Origin of the sequence: Aquimonas sp. (assembly GCF_044377145.1) — a bacterium.
In the GTDB taxonomy this organism is placed as follows: Bacteria; Pseudomonadota; Gammaproteobacteria; order Xanthomonadales; family Xanthomonadaceae; genus Aquimonas.
On record NZ_JBILJQ010000018.1, the window covers coordinates 42275 to 57358 of the forward strand.

Genomic DNA, 15084 nt, shown 5'->3' on the forward strand with positions numbered 1-15084 from the left:
ACCGGCGGAGGCGCGACCATGCTTGAGCGCCTGATCCGCTTTGCCATCGCCCAGCGCGGTTTGATGCTGGTGCTCACGCTCGGCTTCGCCGCACTCGGTGTCTGGAGCTACCAGCGCCTGCCGATCGACGCCACGCCCGATATCACCAATGTGCAGGTCCAGATCAATACCGAGGCGCCGGGCTATTCGCCGCTGGAGGTCGAACAGCGGGTGACCTTCGCGATCGAGACGACCCTGGCCGGGCTGCCGCGGCTGGCCTACACGCGCTCGCTGTCGCGCTACGGGCTGTCGCAGGTGACCGTGGTGTTCAAGGACGGCACCGATCTCTACTTCGCCCGCCAGCAGGTCGCCGAGCGCCTGCAGCAGACGCGCTCGCAGCTGCCGGCGGGGCTGGAGCCGGAGATGGGGCCGATCGCCACCGGCCTCGGCGAGATCTTCATGTACACGGTCGAGGCCGAGCCCGGCGCGCGCCGGCCCGATGGCACCGCGTGGACCGCCACCGATCTGCGCACCCTGCAGGACTGGGTGGTGCGGCCGCAGCTGCGCGGCGTGCCCGGCGTCACCGAGGTCAACACCATCGGCGGCTTCGCCCGCCAGATTCACGTCACCCCGGATCCGGCCAAGCTCGTCGCCTATGGCTTCAGCCTGCAGGACGTGGTCGCCGCGCTGGCGCGCAACAACCGCAATGCAGGCGCCGGCTACATCGAGCGCAGCGGCCAGCAGTATCTGGTGCGGGTGCCCGGGCAGGCGGCCGATCTGGCCGCACTGTCGGCGATCGTGCTGGACCGCCGCGACGGCGTGCCGATCCGGATCGGCGATGTCGCCGAGGTCGGCGAAGGCCCCGAGCTGCGCACCGGTGCGGCCACCCAGAACGGTGAAGAGGTTGTGCTAGGCACCGTGTTCATGCTGGTCGGCGAGAACAGCCGCGCGGTCGCCCGCGCCAGCGCGGCGCGCTTGGCCGAGGTGCAGGCCAGCCTGCCGGCAGGCGTGCGGGTGAACGCGGTGTACGACCGCACCGTGCTGGTGGATCGCACCATCGCGACGGTGCGCAACAATCTGGTCGAAGGCGCGCTGCTGGTGATCGCGGTGCTGTTCCTGCTGCTGGGCAATCTGCGCGCGGCCCTGATCACCGCGGCGGTGATCCCGCTGGCGATGCTGATGACCCTCACCGGCATGCTGCGCGGCGGCGTCTCCGGCAATCTGATGAGCCTGGGCGCGCTCGATTTCGGCCTGATCGTCGACGGCGCGGTGATCATCATCGAGAACTGTCTGCGCCGGTTCGGCGAACGCCAGCAGTCCTTGGGTCGGGTGCTGACCCGCGACGAGCGTTTCGAGCTCACCGCCAGCGCCAGCGCCGAGGTGATCCGGCCCAGCCTGTTCGGAGTGGCGATCATCGCCGCGGTATATCTGCCGGTGTTCGCGCTCAGCGGCATCGAAGGCAAGATGTTCCACCCCATGGCATTCACCGTGGTGCTGGCGCTGACGGCGGCGATGCTGCTGTCGCTGACCTTCGTGCCGGCGGCGATCGCGCAGTTCATGGGCGGCAGGGTGGCCGAGCACGACAACCGCGTACTGCGCGCGGCTCGCCGCGGCTACGCGCCACTGTTGGGCCTGGCCCTGCGCGCACGGCTGCCGGTGCTGGCCGGCGCAGCAGCGCTGGTCGTGGCCAGCGGCGTGCTGGCCAGCCGCATGGGCAGCGAGTTCATCCCCAGCCTGGACGAAGGCGATATCGCCCTGCATGCGCTGCGCATCCCCGGCACCAGCCTGAGCCAGGCGGTGCAGATGCAGGCCCTGCTGGAGACCCGCATCCAGGCCGTGCCCGAGGTGCTGCGGGTGTTCGGCAAGCTCGGCACCGCCGAGGTCGCCACCGACCCGATGCCGCCCTCGGTGGCCGACACCTTCGTCATGCTCAAGCCGCGTGCCGACTGGCCCGATCCGCGCAAGCCGCGGGCCCAGCTGGTGGCCGAGATCGAGGCCGCGGTGAGCGTACTGCCGGGTAACAACTACGAGTTCACCCAGCCGATCCAGATGCGCATGAACGAGCTGATCTCCGGCGTGCGCGCTGACGTGGCGATCAAGATCCACGGCGATGACCTCGACACTCTGGCGGCGCTGGGCGAACAGATCCAGCGCGTCGCCGCCGGCATTGAGGGCGCCGCCGATGTGAATCTGGAGCAGACCACCGGCCTGCCCCTGCTCAGCATCACGCCCGACCCCGCCGGACTGGTGCGGCACGGCCTGAATGCCGATGCGGTGCAGGACGCGGTCCAGATCGCGGTCGGCGGCGGCCATGCCGGCCAGCTGTTCGAGGGCGATCGTCGTTTCGACATCGTGGTGCGCCTGCCCGAAGCCCTGCGCAGCGATCCGGCGCGGCTGGCCGATCTACCGATTCCGCTGCCGCACGCCGATGCCAATGCCGATGAGGTCTCACACCTCGCCAACTGGGCCAGCGGGGGGCCGGGCGTGGTGCCGCTGCGCGAGGTCGCGCGGATCGAGATCTCCGAAGGGCCGAACCAGATCAACCGCGAGAACGGCAAGCGCCGGGTGGTGGTGACCGCCAATGTGCGCGGGCGCGATCTCGGCCGCTTTGTCGCCGAGCTGCAGCAACGCATCGCGAGCGAAGTCGCGGTGCCGCCCGGCTACTGGGTCAGCTACGGCGGTAGCTTCGAGCAGTTGATCACCGCCAGCGAACGGCTGGCCTGGGTGGTGCCGGCGACCCTGCTGCTGATCTTCGGCCTGCTCTATCTCGCCTTTGGCAGCGGCCGTGACGCGCTGGTGATCTTCAGCGGCGTGCCGCTGGCGCTGACCGGCGGCGTGTTGGCGCTGTGGCTGCGCGAGCTGCCGCTGTCGATCTCGGCGGGGGTCGGCTTTATCGCCCTGTCGGGCGTGGCGGTGTTGAACGGCGTGGTGTTGATCCACTGCATCCGCGGCCTGCGCGAGCGCGGTCTGGCCCTGCAGGCCGCGATTCGCGAGGGCGCCGAAAGCCGGCTGCGGCCGGTGCTGACGACTGCCCTGGTGGCCTCGCTCGGCTTTCTGCCGATGGCCTTCAACGTCGGTGCCGGCGCCGAGGTGCAGCGGCCGTTGGCGACCGTGGTGGTCGGCGGAGTGATCTCCTCGACCCTGTTGACCCTGCTGGTGCTGCCGGTGCTCTATGGCTGGGTGTGGCGGCGCAGCGCACGTTGGCAAGGGTGATGGCGCGGCCTGGCCCCGCGCTGTCGCCGTTCGGCACCGTCGTCATCGCGCGTGCGGGCTACCATCCGCCCTTCCCTGCACTGCGAGCTGCCGATGGACACCCTCAACCCGCCTGTCTTCGACGTGATCGAGGTCGCTCGCGCCGCGCCAGCGCAGACTCGCCAGCGCCGCTGTGCCGCGCCGTCGCTCGCACCGGGCGAGGTGCGTCTGGCCACCGCCGAGTTCGCGCTGACGGCGAACAATGCGACCTACGCCCTGCTCGGCGAGCGCTTCCGCTACTTCGATTTCTTCCCGACCGACGACCGCGCCTACGCCCTGGTGCCGGTGTGGGGCTATGCGCAGGTGGTCGAGTCCGCCTGTCCCGGAGTCGAGTTCGGTGAATGGCTGTACGGCTTTCTGCCGATGGCCTCGCAGTGGGTGATCGCACCAACCCGGCTCAGCGCCAGCCGGCTGTTCGATGGCGCCGCCGCCCGCGCTGAGCTGCCGGCGGTGTACCAGTGGCTGCAGCGCCTTGGACGGAATGACGACCCCCTCGATCCCCTGCAGCCGGTGCTGCAGCCCTTGGCGCAGACCGCCTTCCTGCTGCGCGAACACCTCGCCAGCCTCGATCCGACCGGCACTCGCCCGCTGCTGCTCAGCTCTGCCTCGTCCAAGACCGCACTGGCGACCGCGCTGATGTTCAGCCGCGATTTCGACCGGCCACGCCCGCCGCTGATCGGCCTGACCTCACCGGCGAATGTGCCGAGCGTGCAGGCGCACGCGCTGTTCGATGCGGTGTGCAGCTATGCCGAACTGGCCGAGCAGCCGCCGATCGCGGCCGGCAGCGCGCCGATCCTGCTCGATTTCGCCGGCCATGCCGGCCTGCGCGAGCAGGTGCATCAGCGCGGTGGTGTGGACAGCCTCAGCCTGCTGATCGGCATGACTCACGGCAGCGCAACCGCCGCCGGGCGCAGCGAAGCTGCAGCGGCCTCCGTGCCGCGCCAGGAGCAGCTGTTCTTCGCTCCCAGTGCCGCGCTCGCCTGTGCCAAGGCCTGGGGCACCGAGGTCTACGAAAAGCGCTTCGACGCCGCCTGGCTGGATATCCAGCGCCACTTCGGCCCGCATCTGCAACTGCACCGGCAGTCCGGCGCTGCGGCCATCGTGCAGGTGTGGAACGAGCTGATGGCGGGCCGTCTGCCCGCGGATGAGGCGCATCTGCTGCGCTTCGGGGCCTGAGCGCCGCGCGCTACTCGAAGCCGTCGGCGAACAGTGCGTCGAGCACGCTGGGGTCCAGATACATGAACACGTCGGTCGCCGCATTGCTGTCGCCGCCGACCAGATCGCTGGCATCGGACTCGAATGCAATCACCCGGCCGTCGGCACTCAGCGCGAGACTGGCGCCGCTGTTGCCATTGCCCGGCACGGTGTTGCCTGCATCGCTGCCGCTGAGCAAGGCCAGCGGCTGGGTCGGCTGCTGCAGGCTCCAGGCGTAGACCTGGCTGGGCAGGCCGGGCTGGCTCTGCCGACACCGCGCGATCACCAGGCCGCTGTTGCTGATTCGCGCAGCGTCGCAGCGGCCGCCACCGCTGGCCGCGGGCACCGCAATCGCCGCGCTGTCCGCCAGCCGCCGGACCCACAGCTGCGATGTGCCCGACGCGGCCGCGTTGGAGCGGAACACCAGCAACCGGCCATCCGCCGACAGCGCGGCGTTGCCGGCGCCGGTGAGGTCAACCCCGCCGGGGCCGACACTGAGCAAGCGGGTGGCTTGGGTGAGGCGGTCGCGCAACCAGATCCGCTGGGTGCCGGTGGTGGTGGGCGGCGGTGACACCAGGTTGGTCGCCGTCGACGCAAAGGCGACGTAGCGGCCATCCGCGCTGATCGAGGGCAGCTCGCCGAAGCTGCCGCCATTGCCGGCACCGCCGCCGACCGCGAGATCGATGCGTTCGCTCAGGCCCAGCTCGGCGTCGCGCACGAACACGCTGTTGCTGCTGTTGCCGGGATCACCGCTGACCAGCTGCGCCGCAGCCGAGGTGAACACGGCGAAGCGGCCATCGGCCGAGAGCCCACCGAGCGCGCTCAAGGTCGCGCCCGGCAGACTGCCTGCCGTGGTGAGGTTGAGCAGGCGGGCTTCGCGGCTCTGGCGATCGATCCGCACCAGATGCACGCCGGCCAGGCCGCCGGTCCAGGTCGCCGAGTTGGTCTCGAATGCGATGTAGCGGCCGTCGGCCGACAGCGCCGGGCGATCCGCTGCGGTGGCATTGGCCGATGGCGCACCGCCAGCGGTGGTACTGGCGAGGCTGAAGCTGGCGCTGACCAGATCCAGCGCGACCAGCTGCGCCCCGCTGGCGCCACCGCCGAACACGCCGCCGCTGGCATTGTTGAAAGCCAGCACCTGGCCGTTCCCCGCCAGCGCCACCTGCCCGATCGGCACGTTCGACTGCTGGCCGCCGGGGCCGAGCACGCGGAAGAACTGATACGACTGCGCCTGGCTGCCGGAAGCGCCGATCAGGCCGAACAGCAAGGAAAACAGGGAGATCAACTGCCGAAAGCGGCGCGGGATGCGGGTAGCCATGTCGATTGCCTCGCGGTTGGGTACTCCCTGTGACGAGGTCAGGCGCGGCAACGTGTCAGGCACGCGGCAAGCCGGGTGCCTGCGGCCGGAGACTCGAACCCGCAGCCCTCCGATGCCGCCCACGCGGGCACACTAGCGCCCTTGTGTGGTGACCCGGGGCCGGCGTGGCAGAGCTGCAGCACATCGATGGCGGTCGCGCCGAACGCGGTCTGGTGGTGTATCGCGCCAGCCGGCTTGAGGCCCTGCTCGAACCGCTGCTGGAGCTGCTCGATGCGGCGCCGCCGGACGATGTGCTGACCCCGCAGACCGTGCTCGCCGCGCATCCGGGCATGCGCCACTGGCTGGCGCGCGCGCTGGCGCAGGCACGCGGGCCGCAGGGCATCGTCGCCAACTTCGAGGTGCTGCTGCCGAGCACCTGGATCGACCGCCTCGCGCAGCAGCAGCTCGGCCAGCAGGAGGTGGCGCTGCCGGCGTATCGACGTGCGCAGCTGCGCTGGGCGGTGTTCGAGCGTTTGGCCGAGGGCGCACCTGGGCTCGACCCCACGCGCATCGCGCACTACCTGGGCGAGGGCAGCCGCGATGCGCAGGCGCGGCGACGCTTTCAGCTGGCCGATCGGCTGGCGCGGCTGTATTCGCAGTACATGGTCTATCGGCCCGACTGGCTGCAGCGCTGGGAACGCGGCCAGCGCGTGCTGGCGCATCTCGACAGCCCGCGCGCGCGGCTGGAGGGCGAACTGATCGCGCCGCTGTGGCGGCAGCTGAAGCGCGACCTCGGTGCGCACCGCGCCGACGTGCTGGCGCAGCTGCTGCCGCGCTTGCGCGAGCTGCCACCGGCGCCGCCGCTGCATGTGTTCGGGCTCAACCACTGCCCGCCGCAGGAGCTCGCCGTGCTGCGCGCGCTGGCCGACTCGCGGCTGGTGGCGCTGTACGCACCCGACCCCTGCCGCGAGTTCTGGGGCGGGCTGAGCCGCGATCTCGACACCCTGGCAGCGCGCCGTGCCGAGGAATCCGCCGCGATCGAAGCCGCCGGCGAGGGCGACTACTTCCTCGAACACGGCCATCCGCTGCTGGCGCGCTGGGGCCGTCTCGGCCAGCAGTTCTTCCTCGCCTTGGCCGAGATCGACGAAGTGCGCGAGGACCTGCGCCACTGGCGCGACCGCGCCGACAGCGCGCCGGTCAATCGACTGCAGCGCCTGCAGGACAGCCTGCGCCGGCTCGACCTCGACCTGCTGCGGGTGAATCTTGACGACGACATCGTGTGCGCCGCCGAAGTCGGCGACGACAGCCTGCGCGTGCATGCCTGCCACACCCGACTGCGTGAGCTCGAAGCCCTGCGCGAGGTGCTGCTGGCGGTGACCGGCGCCGACGCACGCGGCCGCGCCCGGCTGGCGCCTGGCGAGATTGTGGTGATGGCCGCCGACATCGCCGCCTATGTGCCGCTGATCGCCGCGGTGTTCGGCCCCGCTGGCGATTCGCGAGCGCGGCTGCCGTATCACCTCGCTGACGTCAGCACCGCGCGCAGTCATCGCCTGTTCGCGGCGGTGCGGCGACTGCTGGCCTTGCCCTCGCTGCGACTGAGCGCGCCCGAGCTGATCGATCTGCTGCAGGTGCCGGAGATCGCGCGCCGGTTCGGGCTGGATGGCGAGGGCGTCGACGGCATCGCCGAGTGGCTGCGCGCCAGCCACAGCAGCAGCGGCCTCGACGCCGACTTCCGCCTGCGCTTCGGCCTGCCGCCGCTGTACCCGCACAGCTTCGCCTGGGGCGTCGATCGTCTGCTGGCCGGCTATCTGCTGGAGGACAGCGCCGGTGCAGACGAGCCACGTGGAGTGCAGCTCGGCGATGGCAGCGAGCTCGCGCCGCTGGCCGGCGTGCACGGCGCCGGCGCCGAACAGGTCGGCGCGCTGGATGCGCTGCTGCAGGCGCTGCAGAGCCTGTTCGACTTGGCCGAATCGCGGCTGCCCTTGAGCCGCTGGGCGGAGCGGCTGGACGCGGTGTTCGACAGCCTGTTCCGGATCGACCCCGACGATGCCGCCGCGCGCGAAGCCGACAGCGCGCTGCGCCAGCTGCTGCAGGGCCTGGCCGCCGAGCCGGGTGCGCTCGAACTCGATCCAGAGCTGCCGTTCGAGCTGGTCCGCGACCTGCTCGAAGAGCGTCTGCAGGCGGTGCCGGAGCGGCAGCCGTTTCTGCTCGGCGGTATAACTTTCTGCGGCATGGTGCCGCAGCGCGCGATCCCGTTCGGCCTGGTCGCCGTGCTCGGTCTGAACGAGGGTGAGTTCCCGCGTCGCGCCGCCGACGGCGGGCTTGATCTGATGCGCCAACAGCCGCGGATGTACGACCGCGAGCAGCGCACCGACGACCGCTATCTGTTTCTGGAAACCCTGATGTCGGCGCGGCAGATGCTGCACCTGAGCTATCTCGGCGCGGCGGTCAAGGACGGCGGCCAGCGCAACCCGGCGGCGCCGCTGGGCGAACTGCTGGCCCTGCTTGATGCCAGCGCCGGGCTCGATCCCGATGACACCGTCAGCCCGCGGCCGTGGCGGATCGAGCACCCACTGCAGCCGTTCGACCCGCGCCATTTCGATGCCAGCGATCCGCGCCTGTACTCGCACCAGCAGGCCTTTGTCGAACTGCCGCGCAGCGGTCGGCTGGCCGCACTGCCGCCCTTCGTCGACAGCAGCCTGAGCGCACCGACCGAGCTGCCGGCACAGCTCGAACTGCGCGCCCTGCACGGCTTCTGGCGTGATCCGGCGCGGCAGGTGCTGGCGCAGGGCCTGCAGCTGCGGCTGGATGCGCTCGACGACGAGCGCCTGCCCGACAGCGAGCCGCTGCAGTCGCGCCTGGACGCGCGCGAGCAGGTCAGCCAGCGCCTGCTGCGCGGGCTGCTGCAGCGCGCTGCCGTGTCCGTGCCGAAAGCACCACCGGCCTGGCTGCGCCTGGGCGGCCTGCTGGCGCCGGGGCGGCCGGGCCTGCGTGCCTGGGCTGACGAGCGCAGCAAGCTGCAGGCGCTGCTGGAAACGCTGGCGGCTGCGGCGCCGGATTTCGATGGCCGCAGCCTGCACAGCGCGGCGATTGATCTGCGCATCGAGCGCACTCGACTGCTCGGCGAAGTCGATGGCCTCTATACGCGTGCAGCGGGCGGTGACTGGCTGCTGCGGGCCTGGCCGCGGGCAACAGTCAGCGACAAGGCTTCGCTGCTGCTGGCCGAGGGGGAACTGGACTTCAAGCAGCGCCTGCCGCTGTTCATCGACTGGGCCTGCCTGCGTCTGCTCAGCGCGGGATCAGTGCAGACTGTTCAGCCGCTGCGCATTCTGGCCCTGCTCGATTCCGCATCGTCGGCGCCGTGGATCGACGGCCTCAACGCCTGGGACGCCGCCCTGTGCATTGCCGACGCGCCGCTGCAACAGAGCCTGCTGGGCCAGCTCGAAGCGCGCCTGCATCAACTGCTGCAGTGGTGGCTGCAAGGCCAGGGCGCCCAGCTGCCCTATCTGCCGAAGAGCAGCTGGAGCGCGCTGTGCGTCGAGCGCGAGCCGGCCAAGCCCGATGCACCGCCGTTCGCCGAGCGCCTCGCCGATGCGGTCGACAAGGCCTGGACCAGCGCGCCGCCGTTCCGCACCGGCGAGAGCGACTACGCGCCCGGCTATGCGCGCCTGCTGGTGGCCGAGCTCGATCTTGAGCCGGGCAGCGAAGATCTGGATCGCCTGCGCGCGTTCGCCGAGCGCCTGCACGCCTGCCTCGATCTGGCGCCGCCGCCGTGAGCGGCTGGCAGAGCCTGCAGCTGGCGCCCGGCAGCCGCTGCCTGATCGAGGCCAGCGCCGGCACCGGCAAGACCTGGACCATCGCGGTGCTGTACCTGCGTCTGCTGCTGGAGTTCGGCTTCAGCTCGCGCCAGATCGTGGTCACCACCTTTACCGAAGCCGCCGCTCAGGAGCTGCGCGAGCGCCTGCGGCGGCGTCTGCTGTGGGCCGAAGCGCAGGCCGCGCAGCACAGTTCAGGCATCGAACATCCGTCGGCGGCCGACGATGCCGCTGCGCTGTGGCTGCAGGCGCGCTGGCACACGCAGGCCACGGCGCTGGCCGATCTGCAGCGCCTGCGCCTGGCCCAGGCCGAGCTCGATCACGCGCCGATCAGCACCCTGCACGGCCTGTGTCGGCGCATCCTCGCCGACCAACCCTTCGCCTGCGGCGTCGACTTCGACGGCGGCGAGCTGGTCGCCTCCGACGCGCTGCTGGACGAAGTGGTGCAGGACCTCTGGCGCTGCCTGCAGCAGGGCGCTGACGATCAGCCGCTGCGCCTGCTGATGGAGGCCAGCGGGCTGGAGCTCGACATCAGGCGCCTGCGCGAGTGGCTGAAGCTTGGCCTGATGCCGGGCATGCAGATCGAGGCGGCGGAGCTGGCCGAACTTGCCGCCGACCCGGCGCTGGCCGATCAGCTCGACAGCGTCGCCGAGCTGCCCGGCGTGTTCGCCAAGAACGCGGTGCTGCCGCGCGCACTGCGCGCACTCGCCGACAGCCTGCGCGCACCACACGGGCCGCCGCCCGGTGAGTCCGAACTCGGCAGCCTGTGCAAGGCGCGCGGCCTGACCGGCGTGCTGAAGGCCGCGCAGAACGATTCACGCGTACTGGCGGCGACCGCGGCGGCGCAGCCGCTGGGCGAACAACTTGCGGCGCGCGCGCAGCAGCTGCCGCTGCGCCTGCTGCAAGTGCTGGTCGCCGATGCGCGCGCGCGTCTGCAGGTACTGCTGGCGCAACGGCGGCTGCAGAGCTTCGACAGCCTGCTCGAAACCGTCGACGCCGCGCTCAGCCGCGAGGCTGCCCGTGCCGACGATGCGCGCCCGCTGGCCGATGCGCTGCACGCCGCCTGGCCGGTCGCCCTGGTCGATGAGTTCCAGGACACCGATGCCCTGCAGTACGCGATCCTAGACCGCATCTATCGCGAGGCCGATGGCTCACCGCGCGGCCGACTGCTGATGATCGGCGACCCCAAGCAGGCGATCTATCGCTTCCGTGGCGGCGATATACACGCCTACCAGCGTGCCGCCGAGCAGGCCGACGAGTACCTCACGCTGGACGTCAATCAACGCTCGACCCGCGCCCTGGTGGCCGGCTGCAGCGAGCTGTTCGAGCGCGCCGGCAGCGTGCTGTCGACCGACCCGCAGCACAGCATCCACTACCTGCCGGTGAGCGCCGCCGGGCGAGCTGATACGCGCCCTTATACCCAGGATGGACAGCCGCCGCGGCAGGCACTGATCGTTCACTACCAGGCCGAAGCGCCCGATGCGCAGCCGGCCCGACGCAGCTGGGCGCTGCGCGCCTGTGCGGCGCAGATTGTCGAACTGCTGAACGACCCGGGCCAGCGGATCGACGGCCGTCGGCTGTCACCCGGCGACCTCGCGGTGCTGCTGCCGAGCGCGCGCGACATCGCCAGCCTGCGCGCACTGCTGGACGCGCGTGGCGTGCCCTGCGTCAGCACCAGCCGCGACAACGTGTTCGGCCAGGACTGCGCGCGCGAACTGCAGGTGCTGCTGTACGGCGTGCTGCACAACCACGATGCCGGCGCCCTGCGCGCCGCGGCGGCGACCCGTCTGTGGGGCGCGCGATTGTCCGAACTGCGCGCCTGGGAACAGCAGCCCGAGGCCCTGCAGCATGTCGCCGCCCAGTTCCGCGGCCTGGCCGAGGACTGGCGCGAGCGCGGCGTCGCCGGCCTGATCGAGCGCCTGCTCGAACTGCTGGCACCACGCGCGCTGCAGACCCGCCAGGGCGAGCGTCTGCTGACCGATCTGCGCCATCTCGGCGAACTGCTGCAGGATCAAGCCGAACACCTCGGCGGCCCGGAGGAACTGCTGGCCTGGCTGGACGCGCAGCGCCGCGGACTCGACGGCATCGATGAAGGCAGCGCCGATGAACGTCAGCTGCGGATCGAATCGCAGCAGCCGAGGCTGCGCCTGCTGACCCTGCATGCGAGCAAGGGCCTGGAGTTCCCGATCGTGTTGCTGCCCCTGCTGTGGGCGCAGGGTGGACGCAACGAATCCGCGCCGTTTCGGATTACCGATGGCCGCGCCGAGCGCCCGCGGCTGGGCTTCGACGACGCTGCCAAGGCGCTGCACCGACGCGACCTGCAGGACGAGCGCTTCCGCCTGCTGTACGTCGCGCTGACCCGCGCGGTGCACGCCTGCCATGTGTTCGCGCTGTCGCCGCTGCGGCCCAAGGACGGCCGCTCCAGAAGCCCCGCCTGCGAGGGCGTGGATGCCTCGGCGCTGGACGTGCTGCTTGCGCGCGCGGGCGTCGGAGGTGATGAGTTCGACCCGGCCCAGCTGCAGTCGATCGGCTGGCGCGAGGGCTGGCGCGATCCAGGCTTGGTCCGCTATGTCGATGAACAGACCCACTCGACTGAGCGCTCCGCGCGCCCGCTGCAGCCGCTGCCGCGGCGGGTGCTGGAATCCAAGCACAGCTTCACCGGTCTCTCGCGCGCCGGCCGCGCCTGGGCCGACGGCGCGCTCGATCCCGAGGCCGCCGCGCTCGACGAGCTGCAGCCGGCGGCGCCCGGGCTTGAGCTCGATGGCGCAGCCGATAGCGCGACCGCAGTGGATGACACGGCCGTCGACGTGTCAGTGGACGAAGCCGCGCATCCCGAACTGCTCGCCCTGTCCGAGCTGCGCGGCGCCGGTTTCGGCAATGCCCTGCACACGCTGCTGGAGACGCGGGTCATCGGTCAGCCGCTGAGCGCGCAGCGCGCGCATGTGCGCGCGGCCTTGCAGTTGGCCGGGCTGCGCCAGCGCGATTTCCGCCAGCACGGTTTCGAGGGCTGCGTCGAACGTGTGGCGCAGCGGCTCGACGCCGCACTGGCCGCACCGCTGGGCCTCAGCCAAGCGCCACAGGTGTCACTGGCGGATGTGCCGGCGGTCGATCAGCGCGCCGAAATGGGCTTCGAGTTCGCCCTGCCCGAGATCAGCCTCGCCGCACTGGCGCAGGCCTGTGCCGAGCACGGCGAGCCCGATCTGATTCCACCCGGCGGCCGCCGCGTCGCTGGCCTGATGACCGGCAAGATCGATCTGGTGCTGCGCGTGCAGGGCCGCTTCCACGTGCTCGACTACAAGGGCAACTGGCTGGGCGAGCGGGTCAGTGATTACAGCGGCGACGCGCTGACCGGACACATGGACGCCAGCCAGTACCGCTTCCAGGCCCTGCTGTACACGCTGGCGCTGGATCGTTACCTGGCGCAGCGACTCGGCGCCGCCTACTCGCGCCAGCAGCAGCTCGGCGAATGCGTGTATCTGTTCCTGCGCGCGGCCGGGCTGGCGCCGGGCGCGGGCGTTTGGCGCCAGCGCTTCAGCGATGGCCTGATCAGCGCTGTGCAGGCTGCCTTGGCCGGCATGCAAACGCTGGAGCTGAGCCGATGAACACCGCCGCCGACGGCGCCTTCAATTTTCGCCGGCGCCTGGCCGATGCGCTGGCCAGCGAGGACTGGCGCGCACTCGATCGCGCGGTCGCGCGCTGGGTGCTGGCCCACGGCGGCTCGCCTTTGCTGGCCCGCGTCGCCGCCTGGGCCAGCTATGCCGAAGGCCAGGGCGACAGCGTGTTGATCGTTGCCGGCGAGGGCAGCGGCCGCTATCTGCCGGCACTGGGCGAGGACGCGCTGCAGGCGCTGGCGGCCGAACCGCTGGTGGCGGTTGCGGATCGCGCTGCTGGAGGTTCTGGCAGTAGCGATGCGGGGGCTGAGATTGATTCCGATGACTGCATCGCCTTGAGCCCCTTCGTGCTCGACGGCGAGCAGTTCTACCTGCGCCGGAACTTCGCGCACGAGCAGGCGCTGGCGGCGGCGATCCGCGCGCGCCGTGGGCCGAGCCTTTCGTCCGCCCACAGCGCTGCCGAGGTCGATGGCGCGCTGCAGACGCTGACCGCGCAACGCGTCGAGGATCTGTTCGGCGGCGACAACAGCACCGCCGTGCAGGCCCAGCGCGAGGCGGTGGCAGAGTTCGGCGCGCGTCGCCTGTTCGTGCTCACCGGCGGGCCCGGCACCGGCAAGACCACCACCGTGCTGCGCATGCTGCTGCTGCGCGTTCGCCAGCACACCGAGCGCTACGGTGAGCCGCCGCGGCTGCGGCTGGCGGCGCCCACCGGCAAGGCCGCACAGCGCTTGGCGGAATCGCTGCAGGCCGGCGGCTTGGCGCTGCGCAGCGGCAGTTCGGCGCTTGGCGCCGAATGGCAGCCGGCGCTCGATCATGTGCTGCAGGCCGAGGCCGGCACCCTGCATCGGCTGCTCGGCAGCCGTGGACCCAGCCGCGGTCACGCCTATCACGCCGGTCGTCCTCTGCCGCTCGATCTGCTGGTGGTCGACGAGGCCTCGATGGTCGATCTGGCCCTGCTGCGCGCGGTGTTCGATGCCCTGCCCGTATCGGCCAGCCTGCTGCTGGTCGGCGATGCCGAGCAGCTCAGCTCGGTCGGCACCGGCTCGGTGCTGCGCGATCTGGTCGATGCGCTGCAGGCCGCGCCACGCGGCGATCTGGTTCGGCTCAGCCACAGCTTCCGCGCCGAACAGTCGCTGCAGGCGGTCAACCAGGCGATCCAGGCCGGCGATGTCGAGGCCTTCGACAGCGCCTGCCGCAGTGCCGAATCTGCAGTGCTGCGGCGCGAAGTCGACAGCCCGCGCGCGTTGGCGGCGGCACTGCAGGCGCACGCGCGGGCGATCCACGCGCAGCTGCAGGCGGCTGATGCGTTCGCAGCGCTTCCGGCGGATCCGGCGGCCGAACAGCAGGCCGTGCAGGCCTGCCTGACCGAGCTGCGCCAGCAGCAGCTGCTGTGCGCCCTGCGCGAAACCGCGTTCGGCGCGCGTGCGGCCGATGCCAGCCTGAGCGGACTGCTGAAGGCGCGGCTGGACATCGCCGCCGGACAAGCCTGGTTTGCCGGCCGCGCGGTGATGATCCAGCAGAACGACTACCCGAGCGGCCTGTTCAACGGCGATGTCGGGCTGTGCCTGCGCAGCGCCGACGGTCAGCTGCGGGTGTGGTTCGAGACCCGCAGCAGTGGCGATGCCAGCGGCGCTGCCGATCCGGCGCAGGCGACACGTCTGCGCGCCTTCAGTCCGGGCAGCCTGCCGGTGCACGCCGGTGCCTTCGCTATCACCGTGCACAAGAGCCAGGGCAGCGAGTACGCCCGGGTCGCCCTGCTGCTGCCGCCGGAAGCGACGCATCCGATTCTTGCCCGCGCCCTCGTCTACACCGGCGCCACCCGCGCCCGTCAGGCTTTGGAACTCTGGGCCAGCACGGCAGCGCTGCGGGCAGCGATCGCCCAGCCCTCGCAGCGCGTCAGTGGACTGCGCCAGCGCCTGCTCGATCGCTGACTGCG

At 71.2% G+C, this 15084-nt stretch carries 6 protein-coding genes; 5 read left to right on the plus strand and 1 reads right to left on the minus strand.

Features of this window, described 5'->3' with window-relative positions; genetic code table 11:
• Window positions 1-18 precede the first annotated feature (18 nt).
• Both ACIQ7H_RS07945 and ACIQ7H_RS07950 read left to right on the plus strand, forming a co-directional pair.
• On the plus strand, window positions 19-3192 hold the full coding sequence (locus tag ACIQ7H_RS07945) for an efflux RND transporter permease subunit (protein ID WP_395790148.1): 3174 nt from the start codon (window positions 19-21) through the stop codon (window positions 3190-3192).
• A 93-nt stretch (window positions 3193-3285) separates the two neighbouring features.
• Window positions 3286-4407: a DUF2855 family protein gene (locus ACIQ7H_RS07950; RefSeq protein ID WP_395790150.1), complete on the plus strand. Its 1122-nt coding sequence runs from the start codon at window positions 3286-3288 to the stop codon at window positions 4405-4407.
• A gap of 10 nt (window positions 4408-4417) precedes the next feature.
• Here the strand turns inward: ACIQ7H_RS07950 and ACIQ7H_RS07955 are convergent, their stop codons facing one another.
• Window positions 4418-5743: a TolB family protein gene (locus ACIQ7H_RS07955; RefSeq protein ID WP_395790152.1), complete on the minus strand. Its 1326-nt coding sequence runs from the start codon at window positions 5741-5743 to the stop codon at window positions 4418-4420.
• A 164-nt stretch (window positions 5744-5907) separates the two neighbouring features.
• Between ACIQ7H_RS07955 and recC the strand changes: the two genes are divergently transcribed.
• The 3 genes from recC to recD are packed head-to-tail and all read left to right on the plus strand — an operon-like array spanning window position 5908 to window position 15079.
• Window positions 5908-9498, plus strand: coding sequence for an exodeoxyribonuclease V subunit gamma (gene recC / locus ACIQ7H_RS07960; RefSeq protein WP_395790154.1), 3591 nt, complete (start codon window positions 5908-5910; stop codon window positions 9496-9498).
• Window positions 9495-13139, plus strand: coding sequence for a UvrD-helicase domain-containing protein (locus tag ACIQ7H_RS07965; protein ID WP_395790156.1), 3645 nt, complete (start codon window positions 9495-9497; stop codon window positions 13137-13139). Before recC ends, ACIQ7H_RS07965 begins: the two co-directional genes overlap by 4 nt.
• Window positions 13136-15079 carry an exodeoxyribonuclease V subunit alpha gene (gene recD, locus ACIQ7H_RS07970; RefSeq protein ID WP_395790158.1) on the plus strand — a complete coding sequence of 648 codons (1944 nt, stop codon included), beginning with the start codon at window positions 13136-13138 and terminating at the stop codon, window positions 15077-15079. Before ACIQ7H_RS07965 ends, recD begins: the two co-directional genes overlap by 4 nt.
• The last annotated feature ends 5 nt before the right edge of the window (window positions 15080-15084 follow it).

Coding starts and splice junctions, on each gene's coding strand:
- ACIQ7H_RS07955 (WP_395790152.1), bottom strand. CDS start 5,743: ATGGCTACCCGCATCCCGCGCCGCTTTCGGCAGTTGATCTCCCTGTTT.
- ACIQ7H_RS07950 (WP_395790150.1), top strand. CDS start 3,286: ATGGACACCCTCAACCCGCCTGTCTTCGACGTGATCGAGGTCGCTCGC.
- ACIQ7H_RS07945 (WP_395790148.1), top strand. CDS start 19: ATGCTTGAGCGCCTGATCCGCTTTGCCATCGCCCAGCGCGGTTTGATG.
- recD (WP_395790158.1), top strand. CDS start 13,136: ATGAACACCGCCGCCGACGGCGCCTTCAATTTTCGCCGGCGCCTGGCC.